General features: G+C 45.3%; 22 protein-coding genes. 12 read left to right on the top strand and 10 right to left on the bottom strand.

All coding sequences use genetic code 11. From position 1 onward, the window contains the following. Positions 1-9 precede the first annotated feature (9 nt). A complete protein-coding gene (locus G7092_RS06325; protein ID WP_166087314.1) occupies positions 10-681 on the top strand; it encodes a BON domain-containing protein in 672 nt (223 codons plus the stop codon). Positions 682-771: 90 nt separating this feature from the next. Here the strand turns inward: G7092_RS06325 and G7092_RS06320 are convergent, their stop codons facing one another. The 5 genes from G7092_RS06320 to G7092_RS06300 form a co-directional block, all read right to left on the bottom strand. Beyond that, the gene (locus G7092_RS06320) at positions 772-1,530 is read right to left on the bottom strand and encodes a patatin-like phospholipase family protein (RefSeq protein WP_166087312.1); all 759 of its coding nucleotides are present in this window, start codon (positions 1,528-1,530) and stop codon (positions 772-774) included. 183 nt (positions 1,531-1,713) lie between these two features. Beyond that, positions 1,714-2,079: an NIPSNAP family protein gene (locus G7092_RS06315; protein ID WP_166087310.1), complete on the bottom strand. Its 366-nt coding sequence runs from the start codon at positions 2,077-2,079 to the stop codon at positions 1,714-1,716. Between the two features lie 124 nt (positions 2,080-2,203). Continuing rightward, positions 2,204-2,986, bottom strand: a complete 783-nt coding sequence (locus G7092_RS06310; protein WP_166087308.1) for an alpha/beta fold hydrolase — start codon at positions 2,984-2,986, stop codon at positions 2,204-2,206. A gap of 44 nt (positions 2,987-3,030) precedes the next feature. Beyond that, positions 3,031-3,669: an NAD(P)-dependent oxidoreductase gene (locus G7092_RS06305; RefSeq protein WP_166087305.1), complete on the bottom strand. Its 639-nt coding sequence runs from the start codon at positions 3,667-3,669 to the stop codon at positions 3,031-3,033. A gap of 67 nt (positions 3,670-3,736) precedes the next feature. Beyond that, on the bottom strand, positions 3,737-4,333 hold the full coding sequence (locus G7092_RS06300) for a Crp/Fnr family transcriptional regulator (protein ID WP_166087303.1): 597 nt from the start codon (positions 4,331-4,333) through the stop codon (positions 3,737-3,739). A gap of 234 nt (positions 4,334-4,567) precedes the next feature. Between G7092_RS06300 and G7092_RS06295 the strand changes: the two genes are divergently transcribed. After that, positions 4,568-4,942, top strand: coding sequence for a response regulator (locus tag G7092_RS06295; RefSeq protein ID WP_166087301.1), 375 nt, complete (start codon positions 4,568-4,570; stop codon positions 4,940-4,942). A 138-nt stretch (positions 4,943-5,080) separates the two neighbouring features. Continuing rightward, positions 5,081-5,947, top strand: coding sequence for a universal stress protein (locus G7092_RS06290; RefSeq protein WP_166087299.1), 867 nt, complete (start codon positions 5,081-5,083; stop codon positions 5,945-5,947). Positions 5,948-6,115: 168 nt separating this feature from the next. Here G7092_RS06290 and G7092_RS06285 read toward each other — a convergent pair whose 3' ends face one another. Further along, a complete protein-coding gene (locus G7092_RS06285) occupies positions 6,116-6,496 on the bottom strand; it encodes a hypothetical protein (RefSeq protein WP_166087296.1) in 381 nt (126 codons plus the stop codon). Between the two features lie 260 nt (positions 6,497-6,756). Between G7092_RS06285 and ppsA the strand changes: the two genes are divergently transcribed. From ppsA to G7092_RS06255, 6 genes are all read left to right on the top strand, one after another. Further along, positions 6,757-9,195: a phosphoenolpyruvate synthase gene (ppsA, locus tag G7092_RS06280; protein ID WP_166087294.1), complete on the top strand. Its 2,439-nt coding sequence runs from the start codon at positions 6,757-6,759 to the stop codon at positions 9,193-9,195. A 62-nt stretch (positions 9,196-9,257) separates the two neighbouring features. Beyond that, entirely contained in the window at positions 9,258-9,866 is a 609-nt protein-coding gene (locus tag G7092_RS06275; RefSeq protein ID WP_166087292.1) for an HdeD family acid-resistance protein, read from the top strand. Positions 9,867-10,074: 208 nt separating this feature from the next. Then, positions 10,075-10,869: an MlaE family ABC transporter permease gene (locus tag G7092_RS06270; RefSeq protein ID WP_202985226.1), complete on the top strand. Its 795-nt coding sequence runs from the start codon at positions 10,075-10,077 to the stop codon at positions 10,867-10,869. A 6-nt stretch (positions 10,870-10,875) separates the two neighbouring features. Further along, the gene (locus G7092_RS06265; protein WP_166087290.1) at positions 10,876-11,655 is read left to right on the top strand and encodes an ABC transporter ATP-binding protein; all 780 of its coding nucleotides are present in this window, start codon (positions 10,876-10,878) and stop codon (positions 11,653-11,655) included. 6 nt (positions 11,656-11,661) lie between these two features. Continuing rightward, on the top strand, positions 11,662-12,642 hold the full coding sequence (locus tag G7092_RS06260) for an MlaD family protein (RefSeq protein ID WP_166087288.1): 981 nt from the start codon (positions 11,662-11,664) through the stop codon (positions 12,640-12,642). Positions 12,643-12,657: 15 nt separating this feature from the next. Further along, positions 12,658-14,250 carry an oleate hydratase gene (locus G7092_RS06255; RefSeq protein WP_166087286.1) on the top strand — a complete coding sequence of 531 codons (1,593 nt, stop codon included), beginning with the start codon at positions 12,658-12,660 and terminating at the stop codon, positions 14,248-14,250. 66 nt (positions 14,251-14,316) lie between these two features. Here G7092_RS06255 and G7092_RS06250 read toward each other — a convergent pair whose 3' ends face one another. Continuing rightward, entirely contained in the window at positions 14,317-14,469 is a 153-nt protein-coding gene (locus tag G7092_RS06250) for a hypothetical protein (protein ID WP_166087284.1), read from the bottom strand. Between the two features lie 229 nt (positions 14,470-14,698). On the opposite strand from G7092_RS06250, the gene G7092_RS30950 reads away from it, so the two are divergent. Genes G7092_RS30950 through G7092_RS30510 form a run of 3 tightly spaced genes read left to right on the top strand, consistent with a single transcriptional unit; the run spans position 14,699 to position 15,454 of the window. Then, positions 14,699-14,809, top strand: a complete 111-nt coding sequence (locus tag G7092_RS30950) for an SDR family NAD(P)-dependent oxidoreductase (protein ID WP_369074288.1) — start codon at positions 14,699-14,701, stop codon at positions 14,807-14,809. Next, on the top strand, positions 14,787-15,119 hold the full coding sequence (locus G7092_RS30515; protein WP_202985225.1) for an SDR family NAD(P)-dependent oxidoreductase: 333 nt from the start codon (positions 14,787-14,789) through the stop codon (positions 15,117-15,119). Before G7092_RS30950 ends, G7092_RS30515 begins: the two co-directional genes overlap by 23 nt. Next, complete coding sequence (locus tag G7092_RS30510; RefSeq protein ID WP_202985224.1) at positions 15,017-15,454, top strand: SDR family oxidoreductase; 438 nt, start codon at positions 15,017-15,019, stop codon at positions 15,452-15,454. The genes G7092_RS30515 and G7092_RS30510 overlap by 103 nt, the downstream gene beginning before the upstream one ends. Positions 15,455-15,659: 205 nt before the next feature. On the opposite strand, the gene G7092_RS06240 is transcribed toward G7092_RS30510, so the two are convergent. The 3 genes from G7092_RS06240 to G7092_RS06230 all read right to left on the bottom strand — a co-directional run bounded on the left by G7092_RS06240 (position 15,660) and on the right by G7092_RS06230 (position 21,195). Next, a complete protein-coding gene (locus G7092_RS06240) occupies positions 15,660-17,141 on the bottom strand; it encodes a L,D-transpeptidase scaffold domain-containing protein (RefSeq protein ID WP_166087282.1) in 1,482 nt (493 codons plus the stop codon). 421 nt (positions 17,142-17,562) lie between these two features. Continuing rightward, a complete protein-coding gene (locus tag G7092_RS06235) occupies positions 17,563-20,097 on the bottom strand; it encodes a cation-translocating P-type ATPase (RefSeq protein ID WP_235953789.1) in 2,535 nt (844 codons plus the stop codon). Positions 20,098-20,187: 90 nt separating this feature from the next. Continuing rightward, entirely contained in the window at positions 20,188-21,195 is a 1,008-nt protein-coding gene (locus G7092_RS06230) for a zinc-dependent alcohol dehydrogenase family protein (RefSeq protein WP_202985223.1), read from the bottom strand. Between the last annotated feature and the right edge of the window lie 46 nt (positions 21,196-21,241).

The following is a 21,241-nucleotide window of genomic DNA, read 5'->3' as shown; positions in this document are numbered from 1 at the left end:
TTTAATGTGATGAAAACAGATCTTCAAATTCAACAGGATGTAATGGACGAAATTACCTGGCTCCCTTTTTTACATGCCGCTGAAATCGGCGTGGCCGTAAAGAATGGCGTGGTAACGCTGTCCGGGCAGGTAGATACTTATACTAAAAAAATCGCCGCGGAAAACGCTGCAAAGAAAATCAGTGGTGTCAAAGCGGTAGCCGAGGATATCCAGGTAGGTGTATCGTCTATCTATCGTAGAACCGATACCGAAATCGCCGAAGCAGCATTAAACGCCCTGCAATGGCATACTGCAGTGCAGGACGAGAAGGTAAAGATTAAGGTTGAAAATGGTGTGGTTACGTTGCAGGGAGAAGTGGAATGGGCCTTTCAGCGTAACAATGCGAAAACGGTCATCGAAAACCTGACCGGGGTGCGTTCCATCATTAACCTCATTGAAATTAAACCCAAAATCTCCGCATTTGAACTGGAACAAAAGATCGGTGCTGCTTTCCGCCGCAATGCGAATATTGATGCAGGGAAGGTAAACGTAGCCGTGAATGGTAGCAAAGTAACACTTACCGGCCGGGTAAGCTCATTAACTGAAAAGGACGAGGCTGAAAATGCGGTATGGGCAGCTCCGGGTGTGTACAGTGTAGAAAGCAAGTTAACCGTAGAAGAGCCGGAAGGCATTTTAATGTAAAAATCGGATGCGTACTTTCCATGGACTGTCTCCCGGAGACGGTCCATGTTTTGACTTGTGAAAGTAATCTGTATATCCGATCCTTTAGTGTTAGATCCATGACCTCAGTAAGTCCCTTTGTTTCAAAACGACATCATAACCGGCTTTAAAGAGCTGATCAGCATGCCTCGTTTCAAACATTTGATGGCCCTGTAATTCAGGTTCCAGGAAAATGTCACACTGCAGGGCATGAGCGGCCACCGTATTGGCCACGGCCAGGTGAAAGCTTTTTTCCAGCACCTGGAATCTTCCCAATTGTTCCGGATGATCATGGTAAAGTTTATTTACATGACTGCCCAGAACCTTATGACATTTGTCTCTGATACAACTCACCGGCAGGTTGTTCCGGACTCCGCCATCAACCAGGTAATGCCGGCCAAATTTAACCGGCGTGAACAGTCCCGGTATCGAGGATGAGCCAATAAGGACCGGATGTAATTGCCCCTCGGAAAAAGTAACTGATTCGCCGCTTCCGATATCTGTAGCTGTTACATACAAGGGGACCTGTAGAAGATCGAAACTATCATGCGGAATCGTCTCCTTTAATAATTTGCCAAGACCCGCGGGGGAGAAAAGCCCGGATGGAGATAAGATCATCCTGACGAGGCTGGAAGAAGTATGTGTTTTAACCAGTTCCAGAATATGTTCCGGGGAATGTCCTGCCGCATACAAAGCGCCAATCAACGCGCCTGCACTTACCCCGGAAAGAATATCCGGCTGGATACCGATTTCTTCAAGTGCCTTTAATACACCCAAATGAGCAATTCCACGAGCTCCTCCTCCGGATAGCACTACTCCAATTCCAACCATGGTTCAAGATAATAATTTATATATTAATCAGACGCATGTTTGATATACAGCAATATTAGCTGTAAGGATGTATGTGGCTTATCGGCGGCCCCGGTTTTCTTAATGCAAAACAACAGGAGAGGCGTTGCGCTTCATGCCATGCTAACCTCCGGTAATAGCTACAGCTGATTACCCTCCATATAATTAAATGTCTCCACGAATAAATCCTTCATGGTATTTAAAAATTTTGGCGCCAATAGATCTTAGTGCTACTTCTGCCGCTGGCGTTAAGTTTCCAAAAACCTCTAAGCGCACAGCCGGTGCTATGGCTAAGAGTTCGGGAAATAAAGGTCCTACGTTTGATAAGTGTATTAAAATAGCTTCGGAATTTTTAAACCACTCCACAATAAACGCTTTATTTTCCTCGGCATTCAGGTAAACCTGGTATGCACTCATGTCCTGCTCGTTTTCTTTAACAGATGCAATGATGGCATGCAGCATTTTTTTGAATTCTTCAATTTTTCCGTCAATAATGTTAAATTCTGTGGTGTATTGAACTTGATTTGCCATTGTATTTGATTTGAGTATTAAGTTATTTTGAAATGTTATCGTGATCAGTAGCCATTGCCATGATTTCAAACAACCGTAAATTGGCGAATGGCGCGTTGCTGCTGTTGACTGCCGGGCTTTATGGTTATTCCTTTGCCATTAGTCTGCTGATTAATTGAGAAACTTCCAATGGCCTTTCTAAAGGACTAATATGTCCACCTTTTACTAGGATTGTTTCCATATGGGGTGGTGTTGGTACAAAGTCTTCTTCACCTCTTAAAGCAATGGCATCAACTTTTAATGTTTTGATCAGGTAAGTAGCATCTTCCGCATCCATCATAACAGCCTTGTCAATGTGCTTTATTTGCCGGTTAGATAAAATACCCATGGAGCGTTTGAGCTCATTGGCCAGGGCAGGATTCTCTTTTAGTGAGGCCTTTCCAAACAAAGTCTTAGCGGACTGATTGATATAGAAATTTCTAAATACCAACATGGAATGCTGAAACCAGGAGGCGATTCTTTGGCTTTTTGCTGCCGATTTAAAAGACATATTACACAACCCGACAGATTCAAACCTTGTGGGTTGCCTGTGTGCAGCTCTCAAAATAGTCATACTCCCCCATGAATGTCCGACTGCAATAACTTTTGAGATTTGTAAATTATCTAAAATCTCCATCAGCATATTCGCGCAATCATTCAAAGTCCACTTGGGTTCGATGTTTTCCCGGCTGTCGCCATGGAAAGGCATGTCAACAGCAATTACAGTACGGTCATTTATTTCTTCGGCGTGTTTGTTCCATAAATGGTGGTCGAAGTATATGCCGTGTAAGAATATTATTGGCAGTTTATCGGACGTGTTTTTTTGGATATAAACTGAAATTTTCCCAATACTGGTTGTTATTTCAGCTTTTTGTGCTGTTGTATTCATTTTTACTGATTATAAAATAATTAAGAAAAAATAGTTGCCTGGTGTTAATTGCTGATCGCAGGTGCTTGTTTGGAGAAACTTCCGTTTGTTAATTGCTGAACAATGAACGTTGACATGTCGCCCAAAGTAATAGATAGCTTTAATCCTTTCCCGTCCAAAGTGGCATGAGTCCTTCCTTTAGCAGGCTTGTCTACAATATTTGGACAGCGAACAATTGTCCAGTCGAGGCGGCTGTTCATGACGATGGGTTCCATGCGGTTCTTATCATCAATAACTACTTTTAACCATTTCATAAAATAAGGGAGAATGATTTTAGTAAAATACCAGGGGTTGTAACCAATACTGTTTCCGGTTCCTATATTACTCATGGAGATCAGTCGTCTAACGCCTGATTTTTCCATTTCCTCAACAATTATTTTTGTTACATCGGACATGAATGTTGTGGGCTGCGTGCTTTTTCCACTTACACCAAGGCATTGAATTACCGCATCCTGATTTTCCAGTACCTCCGAAATTTTGTTTCTGTCCATGACATAGCCTTCCATGATGTTCAGGTTTTTATCATGGGTGGAGATCGCGGATTTATTTCTTACTAATATGGTTACCTGGTGATGTTGTGCTAAGGCTTTTTTCAAAACGGCATTGCCAGAGAAACCAGTGGCTCCGAAGATGACTACTTTCATTTTTATGTTGGTTGATTTTCAAACCAAAAGTAGTCGCGTTACAGAAGGTGTTCCTGACACAAATGTGTCAAAATGAATGGTGTGCCAATTTTTTTCTTATTCGGGTTAAAGATTGCCGCTCGATACCCAGGTAGGATGATAAATAGGATAAGGACACCCTGTTAAACAGATTGGGATTTTCTTTTATAAAATCGAGGTATCTGGTTTCGGCATTGTCAAACAGAAAGCTCTCAACTCTTCTATGCAGAACTTTCAAAGCTTCCTCCGCTACCAATCTGCCATAACGTTCCAAATTTGGAAACCTGTTGTAACATTCCTGAATATGTTTGTAGGGAAGGTTGACAACAATCGTTGGTTCTATACATTGAAAGTAATACTTACTGGGAGTTTGTGTAATGAATGCAGGATAGTGTGTCACATAGCGATTTTCCCGAAGAAAATTCACCGAAATCTGACTGCCTTCATGGTCAATATAAAATGTTCGCAATAAGCCGGAAAACACAAATCCTATTTCTTTTTGAACCGTATTTGCGTGCATGTAAAAATGTTTTGGCTTAAGATTAGAAACCGTCAAGCCACTCATCAGGAAGTCCAATTCAGCACTTGTCACCTGGGGACAAAGTGCCTTGACTGAATTCAAATAGGTATCAATAGCAGCTTTCAATTTAACGTATTGTATAGTTGTTTAAAGTATAAATAGCCTGTCCACTAACTGATCCGGTATTTGCATGTGGTGGAAATAATAATCCGTCAGCCGAATTTAATAAAAAAGCTCAATTAATAGGGAGTTGAATCATCTGACCTGCAAAATCCGATAGAAGCTAATGGAATATGCTTATCTTTATTTACTTTATTCAGATGGCAAAAATTTGATCATCAGGTAAATAATTCATCGATTATGCCCACCACGATATTGTTTATTGAAGATAATACGGATATCAGGGAGAATACGACAGAACTCCTTGAACTGGAAGGCTACCAGGTAATTACTGCCGATAATGGTACCGATGGGATTAGCATGGCTAAACTACATCATCCCAATTTGATCATCAGCGATGTGGTGATGCGCGGATTGGATGGATTTGAGGTTTTTGAATTATTGCTCCTTGACCGGAATACCAGGGATATCCCCTTTATTTTCACTTCTGCGATGTCGGAAAGATCACATATGGAAAAGGCATTATCCATCGGTTATTGTAATTACCTGGTCAAACCTTATGACGATAAAGACCTTTTCCAGATCATAGAGAAGGTATTGGGGTTCCCCCGCTAATCTATTACCATTAAAATATGCCGTAAATCAAATTTCGGTATGACGGCAGTCATAGCCGGAGAACAGCGTATTGGTCATATTTGTCCTATAACCTCCTATAATGAGGACTAACAAAGATTTAACTCTAAATAAATCATCATGAAAAAGATACTGGTGCTAACTGATTATAGTGATAATGCGGATCATGCCGCAACCGCAGCTGTTCCTTTGTGCGCCAAATTGCGTGCGAATATCTTATTGTTCAACACTTTTATCAGCCAACCCGTTCTGTCAGAATTTGGCGGCTCTCCTTATGCAGTAGAACAGATGATCTGGGTCGACGAAAGTAAGGGGAAAATTACTTATTTGAAGGAGAGCCTGGAAAAGCTGATTGCGGAAATACCATCCGGAGGGCACCGGCCAAGTATTGATTGTCAGCGGGAAGAGGGGAGTCTGCAATATCAATTGGGCGCCTTTATGGAAAGAAAAGATATAGAACTCATTATCATGGGTGCCCGTTCCGGAACGACCATGAAACATTTACTGATCGGCAGCGATACCAGCACTGTGGTCAATCAAACGAACCGGCCGGTTTTGATCATTCCGGAAAAGGCAGATCTCCGGAAGATAAAAAAGGTTACGATTGCCTGTGATTTTGATGAGGGTGATCTGCGCGCGGTACATTATCTCACCAAACTCGGCCGCCTTTTTAATTTTCATCTGGAAATCCTGCATGTATCCATTTGGGGCCATGATGATGCCCGTGAGATAGAAAAGAAAATTAAGTTTTCCAACCGCGTGAAAAGGTACCGTTACCCTAATATATCGTATCAGAACATCACCGGCAAGGAATTGCCTGCACGGTTGAACCGCCACTGTGAAGAGAACGGGGCTGACCTGCTTGTCCTGGTACATGACCGGCATAGTTTTTTGAACAGGATGTTTAAAGGCAGCCACACCAATGACCAGTTAAAGCATCAGCAAATACCGGTGATGGTAATCCCTGCGGATATGGAAGACAGGTAAAGCATAGATATTTATGGGAAAGCCGCAGGGAAACTTAAAACCCTGCGGCTTTTTTTTGATCCGCAGTTTCAGTTTTCGTCATAGAATTTAATAGGAAAGGCCGGGTTATCTTTTAAAAAACCTGGCCTGAAGGCTGTACTTGCCTTATTTGAAAGAAGGGCCCCCCGCTTACATCCATTCAGCAGCGAACCGGTTGAATTCATGCCGCAGCGCGATGAAAAGCTGATCTTCTGTAAAGTAGTCCTCGGCTAACTGGTTATAAAGCCCTACAGTATCCCGGTCAACGTGACCGTTTGATCCGGCCAGCTCATATTGAAGCACTTTCATGTTCTCGTGTATACGATGTTTCAAGCCATCCAGGTAATCCCGATGGATGATGAACTGATTTTGGAAGTGCTCTACTTTTTCAGATACGGCTTGACCCGTATTGTCCGCAGCAATTTCTTCCAGTCTTTCCTGCAGGAAACCCAGTTCGAGTTCATAAAAGCCAAGGCCTCTTAACCACGCGTTGTGCGCGAAATTCAAATGTTTTATACTGATCTGTTTCATAGAACAAGGATAGGTAGCTTTTCTCTCCGGAAAAATGATCGTCGACATTTTTTGACGTGATACCGCTTCAGAACATAAGCTAAATGGAAGCGGAATGAGCGGCCCTTTCTGCGGAATGCGCAGGATCAGCTTTGGTGTTGACCCCGGTCATTATTTAAGCAGGGCTTTAAAAGGAAATTAGCTCCATATTAAAACGAATGGCCAGGCTGTTGTACTTGATAGACAGGTAAGCCTTTTTCTAACCATTTATAGCAATTCATATGGAATCCTTTATTAAAAAATTCAGTGAAACCGGTTTATCGGATATCGCGGAGGTTGGCGGCAAAAATGCTTCCATCGGAGAAATGTTTACGCATTTGATATCTATGGGCGTGCAGGTCCCGGACGGTTTTACCGTTACCGCCGCGGCTTACCGGTATTTTATAAAATGTAATGGCCTGGAACAGCGCCTGCAGGGCGTACTTCAGGAACTCGACCGGGATAATTTTAACAATCTTTCCCGGGTTGGAACAAAGGCCAGGAAATTGATCATGGAAACGGAGATGCCTCAGGATCTCCAGATGGCCATTATCGACGCTTATGACTACGTATTTCGTTTTTCGGACCCCTCAGTAGCTGTACGCAGCAGCGCAACAGCTGAGGATCTCCCGGATGCCAGTTTTGCCGGCCAGCACGATTCTTATTTAAATATTCAGGGACATTGGGCAGTCATTTATGCTGTAAAACGATGTTTTGCTTCCTTATATACCGACCGCGCTATTAAATACCGGGAAGATAAGGGCTTCGGTCACACTAAAGTTTTTCTTGCTGTAGGTATTCAACTCATGGTCCGCTCGGACCTGGGCTGCTCTGGCGTGGGTTTCACGCTTGAACCAGAATCCGGTTTTCGTAATGTGGTGCACCTCGCCGGTGTTTGGGGCTTGGGTGAAAACATGGTACATGGTACTGTGGTGCCTGATGAATTTATAGTATTTAAGCCCGCTTTAAGAAAAGATAAGGACGCGATCATACAGAAAAAACTAGGCAGCAAAAGTAAAATGCTGGTTTATGCACAGGACGGGAATGAGCATCGCACAACGATCAATCAGGATACCCCTTGGGAAATGAGGGGGAAATTCGTGCTGGAAGATGCCGAAATTGAACAACTGGCCCGCTGGGCGCTGATTATCGAGGACTACTATCAGAAACCAATGGACTTTGAATGGGCCAAAGACGGGGAGAACCACCAGCTTTATATGATACAGGCCAGGCCTGAAACCGTGCATAGCCGGGAGAAAGAATTACAGATTAAAACCTGCCATATCGCCGAAAGGGGAGAAACGCTCACAACGGGAGCTGCTGTCGGACACCGGATTACCAGTGGATTTGCACGTTTGTTAAGCTCTCCTGAGGATGCTTTTAAATTAAATCCTGGTGATATCCTTGTCACTGATACCACCAGCCCCGACTGGGATCCTATTCTCAAAAAAGTAGCCGGGATTGTCACTAATAAAGGCGGCAGGACGAGCCATGCAGCCATTATCGCAAGGGAACTGGGTGCAGTAGCGATTGTCGGTACGGAAAATGCAACCGTGAATATCAAAGATGGTGAAGAGATCACCCTCTGCTGTGCCGAGGGTAAGACCGGTACCGTCTATCGCGGTAAATTGAACTGGAAGGAAACGACAACAGACTTAGGAGAAATTCGCCTGCCGGAACATCCCAGGGTGCAACTGATTGTTGGTGATCCAGATCAGGCATTCCAACTGTCTTTTTATCCTAATCATGGTGTCGGGCTGATGCGGCTGGAATTTATCATTTCGCACGCTGTCCAGGTACACCCAATGGCACTCGTCAATTTTGACCGGGTGACTGACGAAACGGACCGGTTAAAGATTGAGCATCTGACCTCCGGCTATTCAGATAAGACCGATTATTTTGTAGACCGGCTGGCACAGGGCATGGCTGTTATAGCTGCGGCTTTTTACCCGAAAGAAGTTATTGTGAGGATGAGTGACTTTAAAACCAATGAATACGCCGGTTTGATTGGCGGCAAGTACTTTGAACCGAAAGAAGAAAATCCGATGATCGGATTCAGGGGAGCTTCACGTTACACCCATGAACGTTACCGGGAGGGTTTTCGCCTGGAATGTGAGGCTATGAAAAAGGTCAGGAACGATATGGGCTTCACCAATGTCAAACTGATGATCCCTTTTTGCCGAACCGTCGAAGAGGGTAAAAAGGTACTGACCGAGATGCAGAAAAATGGGCTTAAAAAGGGTGTTAACGGGCTGGAGATCTTTGTCATGGCAGAAATACCCAGTAATGTGATATTAGCCGAAGAGTTCGCTGCAGTTTTTGACGGTTTTTCTATAGGATCCAATGACCTTACACAATTAACACTGGGCATCGACAGGGATTCTGCTGTGATCGCGGATTTATTTGATGAGCAAAATGCGGCCAGCAGGAAACTGATCGTTTTGATGATTCAAAAAGCCAACCAATTGCAACGGAAGGTCGGACTTTGTGGACAGGCGCCAAGCGATTCCAAAGAATTCACCAAAATGATCGTAAACGCCGGCATTGACAGTATTTCATTCAACCCGGACGCGCTCTTTAACGGCATTAATAATATCAATGATGCGCTTTATCCACCGACTAAATTGTCAAAAACTGGAAACCACCCCATTAAGATTAAAAATTTAAATGGCACCCATTAGCGCACAGCGCATAACCGAAAAATATCTCCTGATACCTGAAATTAAACTAACATCATTACAACATGGAAACTTTACCTTTTAATATCGTACGAAACATGATCAGCCGTTGGTGGCTCATATTACTTGCCGGACTTGTCCTGATTGGCATGGGAATCTGGGTCATTGCATCTCCTTTTGAATCTTATCTTTCCCTCAGTTGGGCATTTGCCTTTTGTATAATGGGGACTGGTGCTTTTGAGGTCACGTTCTCGCTAATCAACCATAAATCAGTTGACGGCTGGGGGTGGGCGTTTGCAGGCGGACTGGTCGATTTGTTTATCGGTGGATATTTGTGGCGCTATCCGCTGATCACGATGATCATCCTGCCCTTGATCGTGGGTGTCTGGATACTTTTCCGGGGAATCATGGCGGTTGCCAATGCGCTGGATATGCGCTCTTACGGCTTCCGGAACTGGAAATGGCTTTTATTTACTGCCGTGTCCATTATTGGTTTTGCCCTGCTCGTCCTGGCCTATCCGGCTTTTGGAATAGAGAACCTGATCCTCTGGACCGGGATGGCTTTCCTGTTCGCCGGTATCTTCCGGATCTGGTTATCATTGAAGATAAAGAGAATCAAGGATGAACTTTCAGGGCATCATCATCGTAGAGAAAAATCGGAAGTGCTGGGATAAAGACTTTAATGACTAGCATGCAGGTTATTTGAGCTCCGGTTGACGACTAATAGATGGTCGTTGGCGGAGCTTTTTTGATGACCAGTTTTGCCCCAATAAAAGAGGCATACGGACTTCTTGATGGAGGTCATAAACATATATGATGCTCGTCATTCGCCGACAGAAGCCAGGCCTGTAATTTTAGTAAAAATTCAGACACCGGCATAACATGAATAGTAAAGATAAAATTCATTTAACCTTGATGGCCAGGATACCGGAGTTCATTAGGGAAACCGGTCAGGTAACTAGGTTTACAGGGCTTTTTTTTTCTACAGGGCTTAAACCCCGTTTTGAACTAAAGGAGCTACTGGCCCAATGTTATTTCATTGGTTACCAGTCCCTGCCATTGATCGGCCTGACCGGATTTATTATGGGACTTGTGCTGACCATGCAGTTAAGGCCTTCCCTGGTCAGCTATGGTGTAGAGTCTGAGCTGCCGGTGATGGTCGGTATCGCCATTGTCCGGGAGATCGGCCCGGTGATTACCGCTTTGATCTTTGCGGGGAAGATAGGCAGTAGTATTGGCGCCGAGTTAGGCTCCATGAAGGTAACCGAACAGATTGATGCCATGGAAGTAAGCGGCACTAATCCCTTTAAATATTTAGTGGCCACAAGGGTTCTGGCAGCAACTTTAATGCTACCCATACTGACTATACTGAGTGATGCGATCTCCCTGTTTGGCGCTTATGTCGGGGTCAATATCCGATCGGTAACGAGTATTCAACTGTTTTTTACACAGGTGTTTGATAGCCTGAGCTTTGGTGACCTTGCGCCGGCTGTGATCAAGACCTTCTTTTTCGGATTTGCAGTCGGTATTGTCGGCTGCTACAAGGGATATAATTCCAGTAAGGGTACCCGTGGTGTCGGCAGTTCGGCCAATACAGCCGTTGTGCTGGCTTCCGTACTGATATTTATCATTGACCTGCTGGCTGTGCAGCTCACTGATGTTCTTGGACTAAATTAATTGATTATGGAAACTTTAACCGGATCATCAATGCCAGAAAAAAAGATACCAGGAGATGGGGAAGCGGTCATTGAGATTGAGCATCTCTGTAAAAGATTTGGGGAAAATGTCGTGCTGAATGATTTTAACCTCAAAGTGTACCCGAATGAAAACGTAGTGGTGCTCGGTAAATCAGGAGCAGGAAAATCTGTCCTGATTAAATGCGTCATTGGGCTTTTAAAACCAGATAGCGGAACGATTAGGGTGCTGGGTAAAAATGTACCTGAATTAGACCATGAAGACCTGGACAAGATCAGGACAAAAATTGGTTTTCTTTTCCAGGGAAACGCGCTGTATGATTCGATGACAGTCAGGGAAAATCTGGAGTTCTCTCTCCGGAGACAGTGGATCAAGCTGCCGCAGACAGAAGTAGATGCCTTAGTGAAAGAAGCCCTGGGAAACGTAGGCCTGCCCCATACGGCAGATATGATGCCTGCGGAACTTTCCGGTGGTATGCTGAAAAGGATCGCGTTGGCCCGTACCCTGATCCTCAAACCGGAGATCATTTTGTATGATGAGCCAACAACGGGTCTGGACCCCGTTACTGCAAGGGAGATCGATAACCTCATTATAGCCCTTCAGAAAAAATACCACACGGCTTCTATCATTATTTCGCACGACATGAACTGTGTTAAAAATACAGCAGACCGGGTGGTTTTACTGCTGGATGGAAAGTGTTATGCCGAAGGCTCCTATCAGGAGTTGGAAGAAGCGGCTGATGAAAATATTAAACAGTTTTTTGAGTAAAACACCATGACAAACCAGGGAGAAAATAATACAAAATTGGGCGTATTTACGCTGGCAGGACTGCTGGTGCTCATCTTTTCCTTTTATATGATCGGGAAGAATCACAACCTGTTTGGAGGAGATTTTGAAGTGAAAGTGCGCTTTTCTAATCTGAACGGGTTAATAGCCGGGAATAATGTGCTGTATTCCGGGATTCAGGCCGGAACGGTAAAAAATATCGAGTTGCTTAATGACACTGCAATCGAGGTGATATTATCGATCGATCCTAAAGTCAGTGCATTTATACATCAGGATGCCATTGCAACTATTGGTACCGAAGGCCTGATGGGTAATAAGATCATCAATATTCAACCTGGGATGGGTAAGGGGCAGGTCATCCATAAGGGCGATTATCTGCAAACCCGGAAAGCGGTGAATACGGATGCCATGCTGCAGACGCTCGATAAGACTAACAATAATATGGCATTGATCTCAGAAGAATTAAAAAATACAGTGACCCGCATTAACCAGAGCAAAATATTCGAGGTGCTGAATGATCAGGAGCTTGGCTCTGGTCTCCGGTCTTCTTTGGGAAACATTCATCAGGCAACAGCTGACGCGAGGGATATGGCCATGAACCTGGACATGATCGTGAAAGGGATCAGAGAAGGAAAAGGTGCGGCTGGACTTTTATTGACCGATACGGTCTTCTCCGGAAATTTGAATAACGCGATGCGAAACGTCCGGTTGGTTAGTGATAATGCCAACCAGGCGACCATTCAGTTGAATACGCTGATCAATAGTGTTAATCAGGACCTGTCTTCAAAAAACGGCTCCATGTATGTATTGCTCAAAGACTCGGTGGTGGCCGGGCAACTGAGATCAACCATGAGAAATATACAGGACGGAACTGCCGGGTTCAATCAGAATATGGAAGCCTTAAAACATAATTTCCTGTTGCGGGGCTACTTTAAAAATCTTGAAAAGCAGAAAAATAAGAAACAATAATTAAAATTTTAACAGATGAAAAATACAAATGATATCGGAAAACATCCTCATGTTTATCTGGTAGGTGGTGGTATAGCCTCGCTGGCCGCCGCGGCATATTTTATCCGTGACGGTGAAATTCCCGCGGATCAGATCACGATATTCGAAGAGATGAACATTGCGGGAGGGAGCCTGGACGGTGGCGGAACAGCTGAAAACGGATATGTCCTGCGTGGCGGTAGGATGCTTAACTTCAGTTACCACTGCACTTACGACCTGTTCTCCTTTATTCCTTCCCTGACAGATCCGGATGTGACCGTTCTGGAAGAAATTAAAGCGTTTAATAAAAAAATAAAAACACATGCCGGTGCCCGTGTAGTTGAGGGCGGCAGCATTATCGATGTGTCTTCCATGGGGTTCAGTAATAAAGACCGCCTGGACCTGATGGAGATGATGGCTGTAACCGAAAGTTACCTGGAGACCCGGCGTATTGACGAATGGTTCGAGCCCGCTTTTTTTAAAACCAACTTCTGGTTCATGTGGGATACCATGTTCGCATTTCAGCCCTGGCATAGCGCAGTGGAATTTAAACGATATCTTCATCGGTTCCTGCATGAATTCAGCCGCATCAATACGCTTGCGGGAGTGGATCGTACGCCCTATAACCAGTTTGACTCCATGGCTAAACCATTGATCCGCTGGTTGAAAAAACGGGGTGTCAGGTTTGAAATGGGCGTTCAGGTAACCGGTCTTGATTTCTGTGAAGAGGCTGGAAAAAAAGTCGTTGAACGCATACATTATGTCCAAAATCAACAGGAACTGGAAATCAGTATAATATCGCGGGATCTCGTGCTGGTGACCATAGGCTCGATGACGGCAGATTCCAGCCTGGGTACTATGGAGTCACCTCCGGAATTGATCACCGGTAAAAAAGATGGCAGCTGGAGGTTGTGGGAACAAATTGCCCAGCATAGCTCAGAATTCGGTCGCCCCTTTGTATTTGACAACCGGGTGGAAGAATCCAAATGGGAGTCTTTCACCGTGACCTGTCAGGGTACGCAGTTCTTTGACCTGATGGAAGAATTTTCGGGCAATCCCGCGGGTACCGGCGCACTGGTCACTTTTAAGGATTCCAATTGGCTGATGTCTATTGTATTGGCTTATCAGCCGCATTTTATTGGTCAGCCTGAGGGGGTGACCGTGTTTTGGGGGTACGGCCTGTTTCCGGACAGGGTCGGCAACTTTATTCCGAAGAAAATGGCAGATTGCAGTGGGGCGGAGATCATGAGCGAATTGCTTTCACATTTACGGTTTGATCAAGCCAGGGAGCAGATTATCAATAGCTGTAATTGCATTCCCTGTATGCTGCCTTATATTACCAGCGAATTCCTGACGCGGGCTGCAGGCGACCGCCCGGAAGTGGTTCCTGCTGATTCCGTAAACCTGGCTTTTATCGGGCAATTTGCCGAAATGCCGGATGATACTGTATTTACTGTCGAGTACTCGGTAAGAACAGCGCAGACGGCAGTATATCAGCTGCTGAAGCTTGATAAAGAACCTGCGCCCATGTACCATGGGGCGCGGCATCCGGAGGTGTTGTTTGACGCTATGAAAACCATGCTTATCTGAAAATTTGATTGGTGTAAATAAAAAAACCGCGGGTCCTGGGCCTGTGGTTTTTTGTACCGGGATATTTTATCCCCGGCCCCGGTGCCCCCCCGGCCTCAATCCCTTCGGGTTCGATTGCTGTCCATACACTTTACGGGCAGAAACGATCATGATCAGGATGATGATCGTAATAATGATCATGGCTGTTAATCCGCTGATCCAGGTTTTATCTTTTACCATCGTTTTGTTTTTTATGGGTGTTACTCCCGTAAATACCTGGATAAAGGTGGAGATAAGGACACAGAATGGAAATGATCGTAATCAGGATTTTAACGATATATATCCTTGTTTTACAGGATGCTTATCACCATCTTGTGTAACGGGAATCATTTTTTTTACAGTTGATATTCTGGATTTTTGGGTATTGCCTTAATGGCTACTGATCACTAACCAATAAACAATTATGAATATGAAAACTTTAACGTCTAAAGTTGCGCTTGTAACAGGAGCCGGTTCGGGTATAGGTAAATCCATTGCCATGGTCTTTGCTCAGGCAGGTGCAAGTAATACTTGCGGATAACCGTCAGCAGAACATAGAAGCAGTAGCAGACGCCATCCATAAAAAGGGAGGGCAGGCTGCCTGCTTTACTGCTGATATCTCCAGGGAGGAAGATGTTAGCCTGTTAATGAATTTTACCTTACAGACATACGATAAGCTGGACATCCTGGTCAATAATGCCGGGGTAATGGACAGTTTTACCCCTGTCGCCGAAGTCAGCAATGAACTGTGGGAAAAGGTAATAGGTGTCAACCTGAACGGTCCGTTCTATACCTGCAGAAGCGCTGTACGGCTGTTTTTAAACAGGGCTCAGGTACTATTATCAATATAGCCTCTATAGGCGGCTTATATGGTGGGCGTGCCGGTTGTGCATATACGGCATCCAAACATGGGCTGATCGGCCTGACGAGAAATATCGGATACCAATACGCGGAAAAGGGCATCAGGCGTAATGCTATTGCGCCCGGAGGCATTAATACAAATATCCTTTATGGCATGGAAAACGATCCTTTCGGCTTTGAAAGAATGAATGCAGGTACCGGCAATATGCCTCATTCCGAAAATCCGGACGCTATTGCAGAGCTGGCTTTATTCCTGGCTTCTGAAAAATCTGCCTTTGTTAACGGTACCGTGATCACGGCAGATGGTGGCTGGACGGCCTATTAAATATAATGGAACAGACGTCTTATTCAAAAGGAGATGATTAGCGATACCGTGCTTAACCATATCTTTCCCCAGTAATGCGCGTTTTATATCCGGAACTTCCGGTCAGCTGCTGGTTTATGGCGGTCTCAAGCGCTGTAGCGGCTGGATGACAGGCAAATTAATAATTTAACATCCACCTCCAGGTTCTGAATAATCAGAAGACTTCTTATTTCCGGGATAAGACCTCATTGATATGATAAAGCGCCATGCCTAAACTTTGATCCATCGCGTAGATATCTTTATAATTGACCAGCCTGCCCTCTTTTACCTCGCAGGTAAGATAGGTTATTTGTAATGGTATGGGTTGTCGCAGATTAAACTGCTTTTTTCGATAGGACGCTATCGCTTGTCGTAAGGCTTTTACCTTATCTGAGCTTTGATCATTTTCCAGGATCAAAGCGGCAAGCTGTTCGGGATGTTCAATCCGGATACACTGATCCCCAAGGTCCCGTTCTGTTTGTTGAAATAATTCCCGGAAAGGGGTATCGTGCAGATAAATATCATACACATTCGAAAAACGGAAAACCAATAAGCCCAGCGCGCTATCGCAACCTACTGACTGCCGTGCGTAAAACGACTCCGGGTGTTGCTGAATTTCCAGTAACCTGGCCATTGTTGGTGCGACATAGTTTCCCTGCAGGTCGTAGATGACATACTGATTGTCTTCCAAATATTGTATATTCTTAATGGCCTGAGGCAATAGTTCTTCTACAAACATCTTTGAAGGCACCTTCCATTCCGGGCAGGTGATAAAGTAAGCGATTTTGCTTTGCAGGGTAGGGGTCGGTGTGGATGGTTTTCCTACGATCACTTTAAATTCATCCAGAACCCCCGAGTGAAAAAACTTCAGACTATAGGAAGGAATGTTAACCTGGATATAGCTGTCTTTTTCGGGCGTTATCCAACGTAACCGTTCCATGTTAATGACAATTTTGAGTATCTCTCCCTTTGGTTTTTGATAGCAGCCATTTTGATAGGGGTCTATGAGGAGTCGAAGCTGGTGCTTTAAATCCTGATAGGCGCCAGAGGGTTGTGCTGTTTCCAAAGTCCGTTTAAACTCTTTACTACGTAGCGCATTCATCAACAACTGCGGCGCATTAAAGTCGTTTGTTGTCGCGGTATCCAGGTAATGGGACGGAAAATCGGGATTCAGCTTACCATAATGCATATTGTTAATCATATACAACAATGCATCTGTCAGCAGGATATCAAACCGGGATTTCTGGTTATTCCCTGTTTGTCCGAAATGGACCCGGAGATAATGCAGTTTATCGGTCAACAACCCGCCGGGGTGATAGTCATCATAAGCAAGGCCGTATTGCAAGGCACAATCCAGCATCAGCATCGCTTCAGTAGCCGGTGTCCGTACGGTGTCGGGAGCTACCCACAAAAGCCGGTAGCCATTCTGCTGGTAACAGCGTGCAACCAAATTGGGATAATATAAAACATCTTTATGGTTTCTTATCTGATTTTTTATGGATTCGCCAATAGGGGTATCCGCGGGAGCCAAAGGGCGTGGGTTGCATACGATAGCGGTTGCCGCGCGCAGGCCTGACGGCAAAATCAAAATAATCAGGTAAGCCGACAGTCTTAGTTTTTCATAAAATCTGTTTCCTGAACGGATGTGTTTGGTGCCCTGAGTTTCCATAACGATTATATTTATTATTGTAAATATCCCGCTTTGCACTTCTTTAAATAATGATGATCATCATTACCAAAGTTGATGGTCAGCATCCTTTTAATCGCTGTAACCTTCTGAAGACCTGGAATGGAAAAGAAACGGAACCGGGATCTCCGGTTCCGTAATGGGGCAGCACTGGAACTTTAGCCGTTAAGGACAAAGCACGCTGCTTCATTTACCGAAACAGGAATAAATTCCATCCATCGGGTAGTACAAATATCGGTAAAGGACTGTTCCGGAAACCGGTAAGGGGTCATATATCGCATTGATCTTCGTCATTTTATTAACGAATATTTTTTTCGATTTTTCCGGGCTGGAGTTATGCTGAACAGCATAGACATCAATGTCCGTCAAATCTATTTATTATTCCGCTAAGTTGCCTTCGATGCTAGGCAGATCTTTTCCCCGGCTTCCAAAGCTCAACCCAGACAACGGAAAGTATACCCACCACCGAACTGATGGACAACTGGGCAGGGCTCAACGGTTCAAATCCAAAAAACGTTGACAGGGGATGGATATAAAATAATGATCCGGAAAGAATTATCGTGATACCGAGCACAACGGGCACCAGGTTATTTTTGTATCTAATGGTGGTGAACAGAGAATAATAAAACGACCGATTTACCAGGGTGAGCAGGATATTGGCAGTGATCAGCGTGCTGAATACCATGGTACGCGTAGTGTTTTCATTGAAATGGCGGGATACCGCAAACTGGTAGGTACTTAGCGTACCGACCGTGATGACCAGCCCCTGAATGACACTTGTTATAAGTTCCTTCCCGTTAAAAAAGGTTTTGGTAAAAGCCCTGGGTTGCTGTATCATGGTATTCTTTTCCATAGGTTCATTTTCATAGACGATAGAACAGGTGGGTCCCATGATCAGTTCGAGAAAAATGATATGTACCGGTGAAAAAATATTGGGATAGATCCAGCCAAGGGCCAGCGGAATAAAAACGGTGAGGATAATAGGGATATGGATGGAAATGATATACTGAATGGCCTTTTTAAGATTGGCGTATATTCTTCGACCCATAGCTATCGCATCCGTCATTTTTGACAGGTCATCGTCCGCTACGACGAGGGAGGCGGCCTGTTTAGCGATCTCCGTTCCTTTTTTACCCATCGCGATACCTATATGTGCCGCTTTTAATGCGGGCCCGTCATTTACGCCATCCCCGGTCATGGCTACAATCTGGTTAGCAGTTTTAAGGGCTTGTACTATGCGCAGCTTCGCCTCCGGGAACATCCGCGTAAATACATTGATCCGGAGAGCGGTTTCCTGCAGCTCTTCATCGCTTTGTGTCATTAATGCCGCGCCGTCAATACATTGATCATATCCCCTGAATTCGATCTGCCTGGCAATGGAAGCTGTTGTCGCCGCGTTATCGCCGGTAATGATCTTAACTGCCAGGCCTGCCTGATAGAACGTCTTCAACACATCCTTAATATTTGCTTTTGGAGGATCATAGAAAGCTACGATCCCTTTAAATATAAAGCTAAATTCCTGCTGGCTGGCTGGAAACTTATGGGCTCCCAATATGGCTTCTCCAACGCCTAAAACCCGGTAACCATTCTCCGCTAGTGTGGATATGGCAGCCATCGTATGCTGATGTTCCTCTTCGCTCAGCACACATAAACGCATGATAGCCTCCGAAGCCCCTTTGGCGGCAATGATCCGGTGGCCCGAGCCATCGGCGAAAATATGGGTCATCATAGACGGTTTGCCGCCCAGGGGGTATTCATGGATCATATGATAAAACGGCCTTTCATCAGCTGCGAATAGTTGTGTATAGGTACGATGCAGAGCGATCTCCATGGGGTCAAAAGGCACAGGCTCACTGGCCCACATGGCCGTCCTGATAAGCTCCCTTTCATTTGGATCGAACAAGGCTACATCATCAGCAATGCGGTTTGATCCCAAAGTGAAGACACCGGCCAGGCTCATCCTGTTCTCGGTGATCGTCCCCGTTTTGTCTGTGCAGATCACGGTAGCGCTGCCAAGTGTTTCCACCGTTTTCATTTGTTTGACCACGATCCCCATTTTCATCAGGCGCCAGGCGCCTATCGCCATAAACGTGGCAAAAGCCACGGGTATCTCTTCAGGCAAAATACTCATCGCCAGTGTAAGCCCCTTCAGCAGACTATCCAGAATAAGGGCCGAACGGTAATAATTGATGGCCCAGACAACGAAGAATATGACAACGCCGGCAATGACCATCTTCTTGACGAAATTACCGATCTGCAATTCGAGTGGTGTCTGCTCTTCGGGTATGGTTTCCAAACTTTTGCCGATTTTTCCCAGCCTTGTTTCCCGGGCAATGGCTGTTACCCTAGCAATCGCCAATCCACCGGTCACCGTTGTGCCCCGGTAAATAAAATGATCACTTTGTTCGGGATCTTTATAAACGGGTAGTGATTCCCCGGTGAGAATGGATTCATTCACGAAGAAATCATTCGACTGAATGATAGTGGCATCGGCCATAATGGCTGCGCCTTCTTCAACGACCAGGCTGTCGCCGACAACTAATTCCTCGGCCTTTATACTTACCGTTTGGCCGTTCCGGATAACGCTGCAGCCGACTTGTGTATACTTCCTGAGCTGTTCCAGGGCGTTTCGGCTCCTGGTGTCCTGATACAGGGAGATAGCGGAAACCAGTACGATCGCAGCAGCCAAAAAAAATCCATCGCCGGTATTACCGCTGACAAAATAAATCCCGGAAGTCGCCAGCAGCAGCAGGACCATAGGCTCTTTGGACAGGCTTTTGACCGCGTCAAGAAAACGATTATCATTTTTATAAACCAGTTCGTTAAAACCGAATTTTTTTCGGGCCTCGGTTACCTGCGCATCAGTCAAGCCGCTTATGGCGTTTGTTTTTGCTGTTGGAGATCCGGGAGGAACAGTTACAGGTGTGATTACCATCATTTAATTTTTAAACATGAGTTGAAAAGTGGGTAAAAGCTGGAACGACAAAACCCTTCGATTACTTGGTCCCCGGCTTCAGGTAAAATAGTTTCAGGTCATGGTCAAAACGGCCGCCCCGTTGATTTGCCCGTTCCTTAATTTTTCAATAGCTTCATTGGCTTGTGCAAGCGGGAACATGGTCGTCTGCGTTTGAACAGGGATCGTTCTTAATATATCGAAGAAGTCCAGGCCATCCTGACGGGTCAGGTTAGCGACCGATTGGATTATCCTCTCCCCCCATAGGAGGTCATAGGAAAAGGCAGGGATCTCCGACATATGGATACCTCCGCAAATAACCTGGCCGGCCTTTACCAGTTGTTTTAAAGCCATAGGGATCAGTTCACCAACAGATGCAAATATCATAGCGGCATCCAATAACTCAGGAGCCGCTTCCGTGCTGCTGCCCGCCCAAACGGCTCCCGATTGCCTGGCAAATTGCTGCGCGGCTGCATCGCCGTCACGGGTGAAGGCAAAAACTCTTTTTCCCTGCGCCCGGGCAATTTGGATGATGATATGCGCCGCGGCGCCAAAGCCGTAAATCCCAATATTTATCGCGGCCGGATTGATCATCCGGTAGGAACGAAATCCGATCAGCCCGGCACAGAGCAGGGGCGCAGCTGATGCGTTGTGATAATGAACGTCAATGGGGAAACAATATCGCGCATCGGCTACAGCATATTCGGCATAACCGCCATCAATGGTATAACCGGTGAACAACGCATGATCACATAGATTTTCCTTGCCCTGTTTGCAATACCGGCAAACTCCGCAGGTATAACCCAGCCAGGGAACACCCACGATAGTTTTTAATGCGGGATGTTTCAGCCCTTGTCCCCATCCGGCTACCACCGCGATAATCTCGTGACCAGGGATCAGCGGAAGTTTAGGCTGGTCAAGTTCACCATCCAGAATATGCAGGTCCGTCCTGCAAATACCGCAGGCGAGGATCTTCAGTAACACCTGGCCCTCACCGGGCTTTGGAACCGGTACCCGTTTAAGAATAAGTGGCTGGCCTGTTCTTTCAAATACCATAGCCTGCATGTAGCCGGGAGTTTTCATTTTACGTCAGTTAATTGATCTTAAATGATGTTTACAGTTCATGGGC

The organism is Mucilaginibacter inviolabilis, from assembly GCF_011089895.1.
Lineage (GTDB): Bacteria > Bacteroidota > Bacteroidia > Sphingobacteriales > Sphingobacteriaceae > Mucilaginibacter > Mucilaginibacter inviolabilis.
This window is presented reverse-complemented; position numbering and strand designations above follow the sequence as displayed.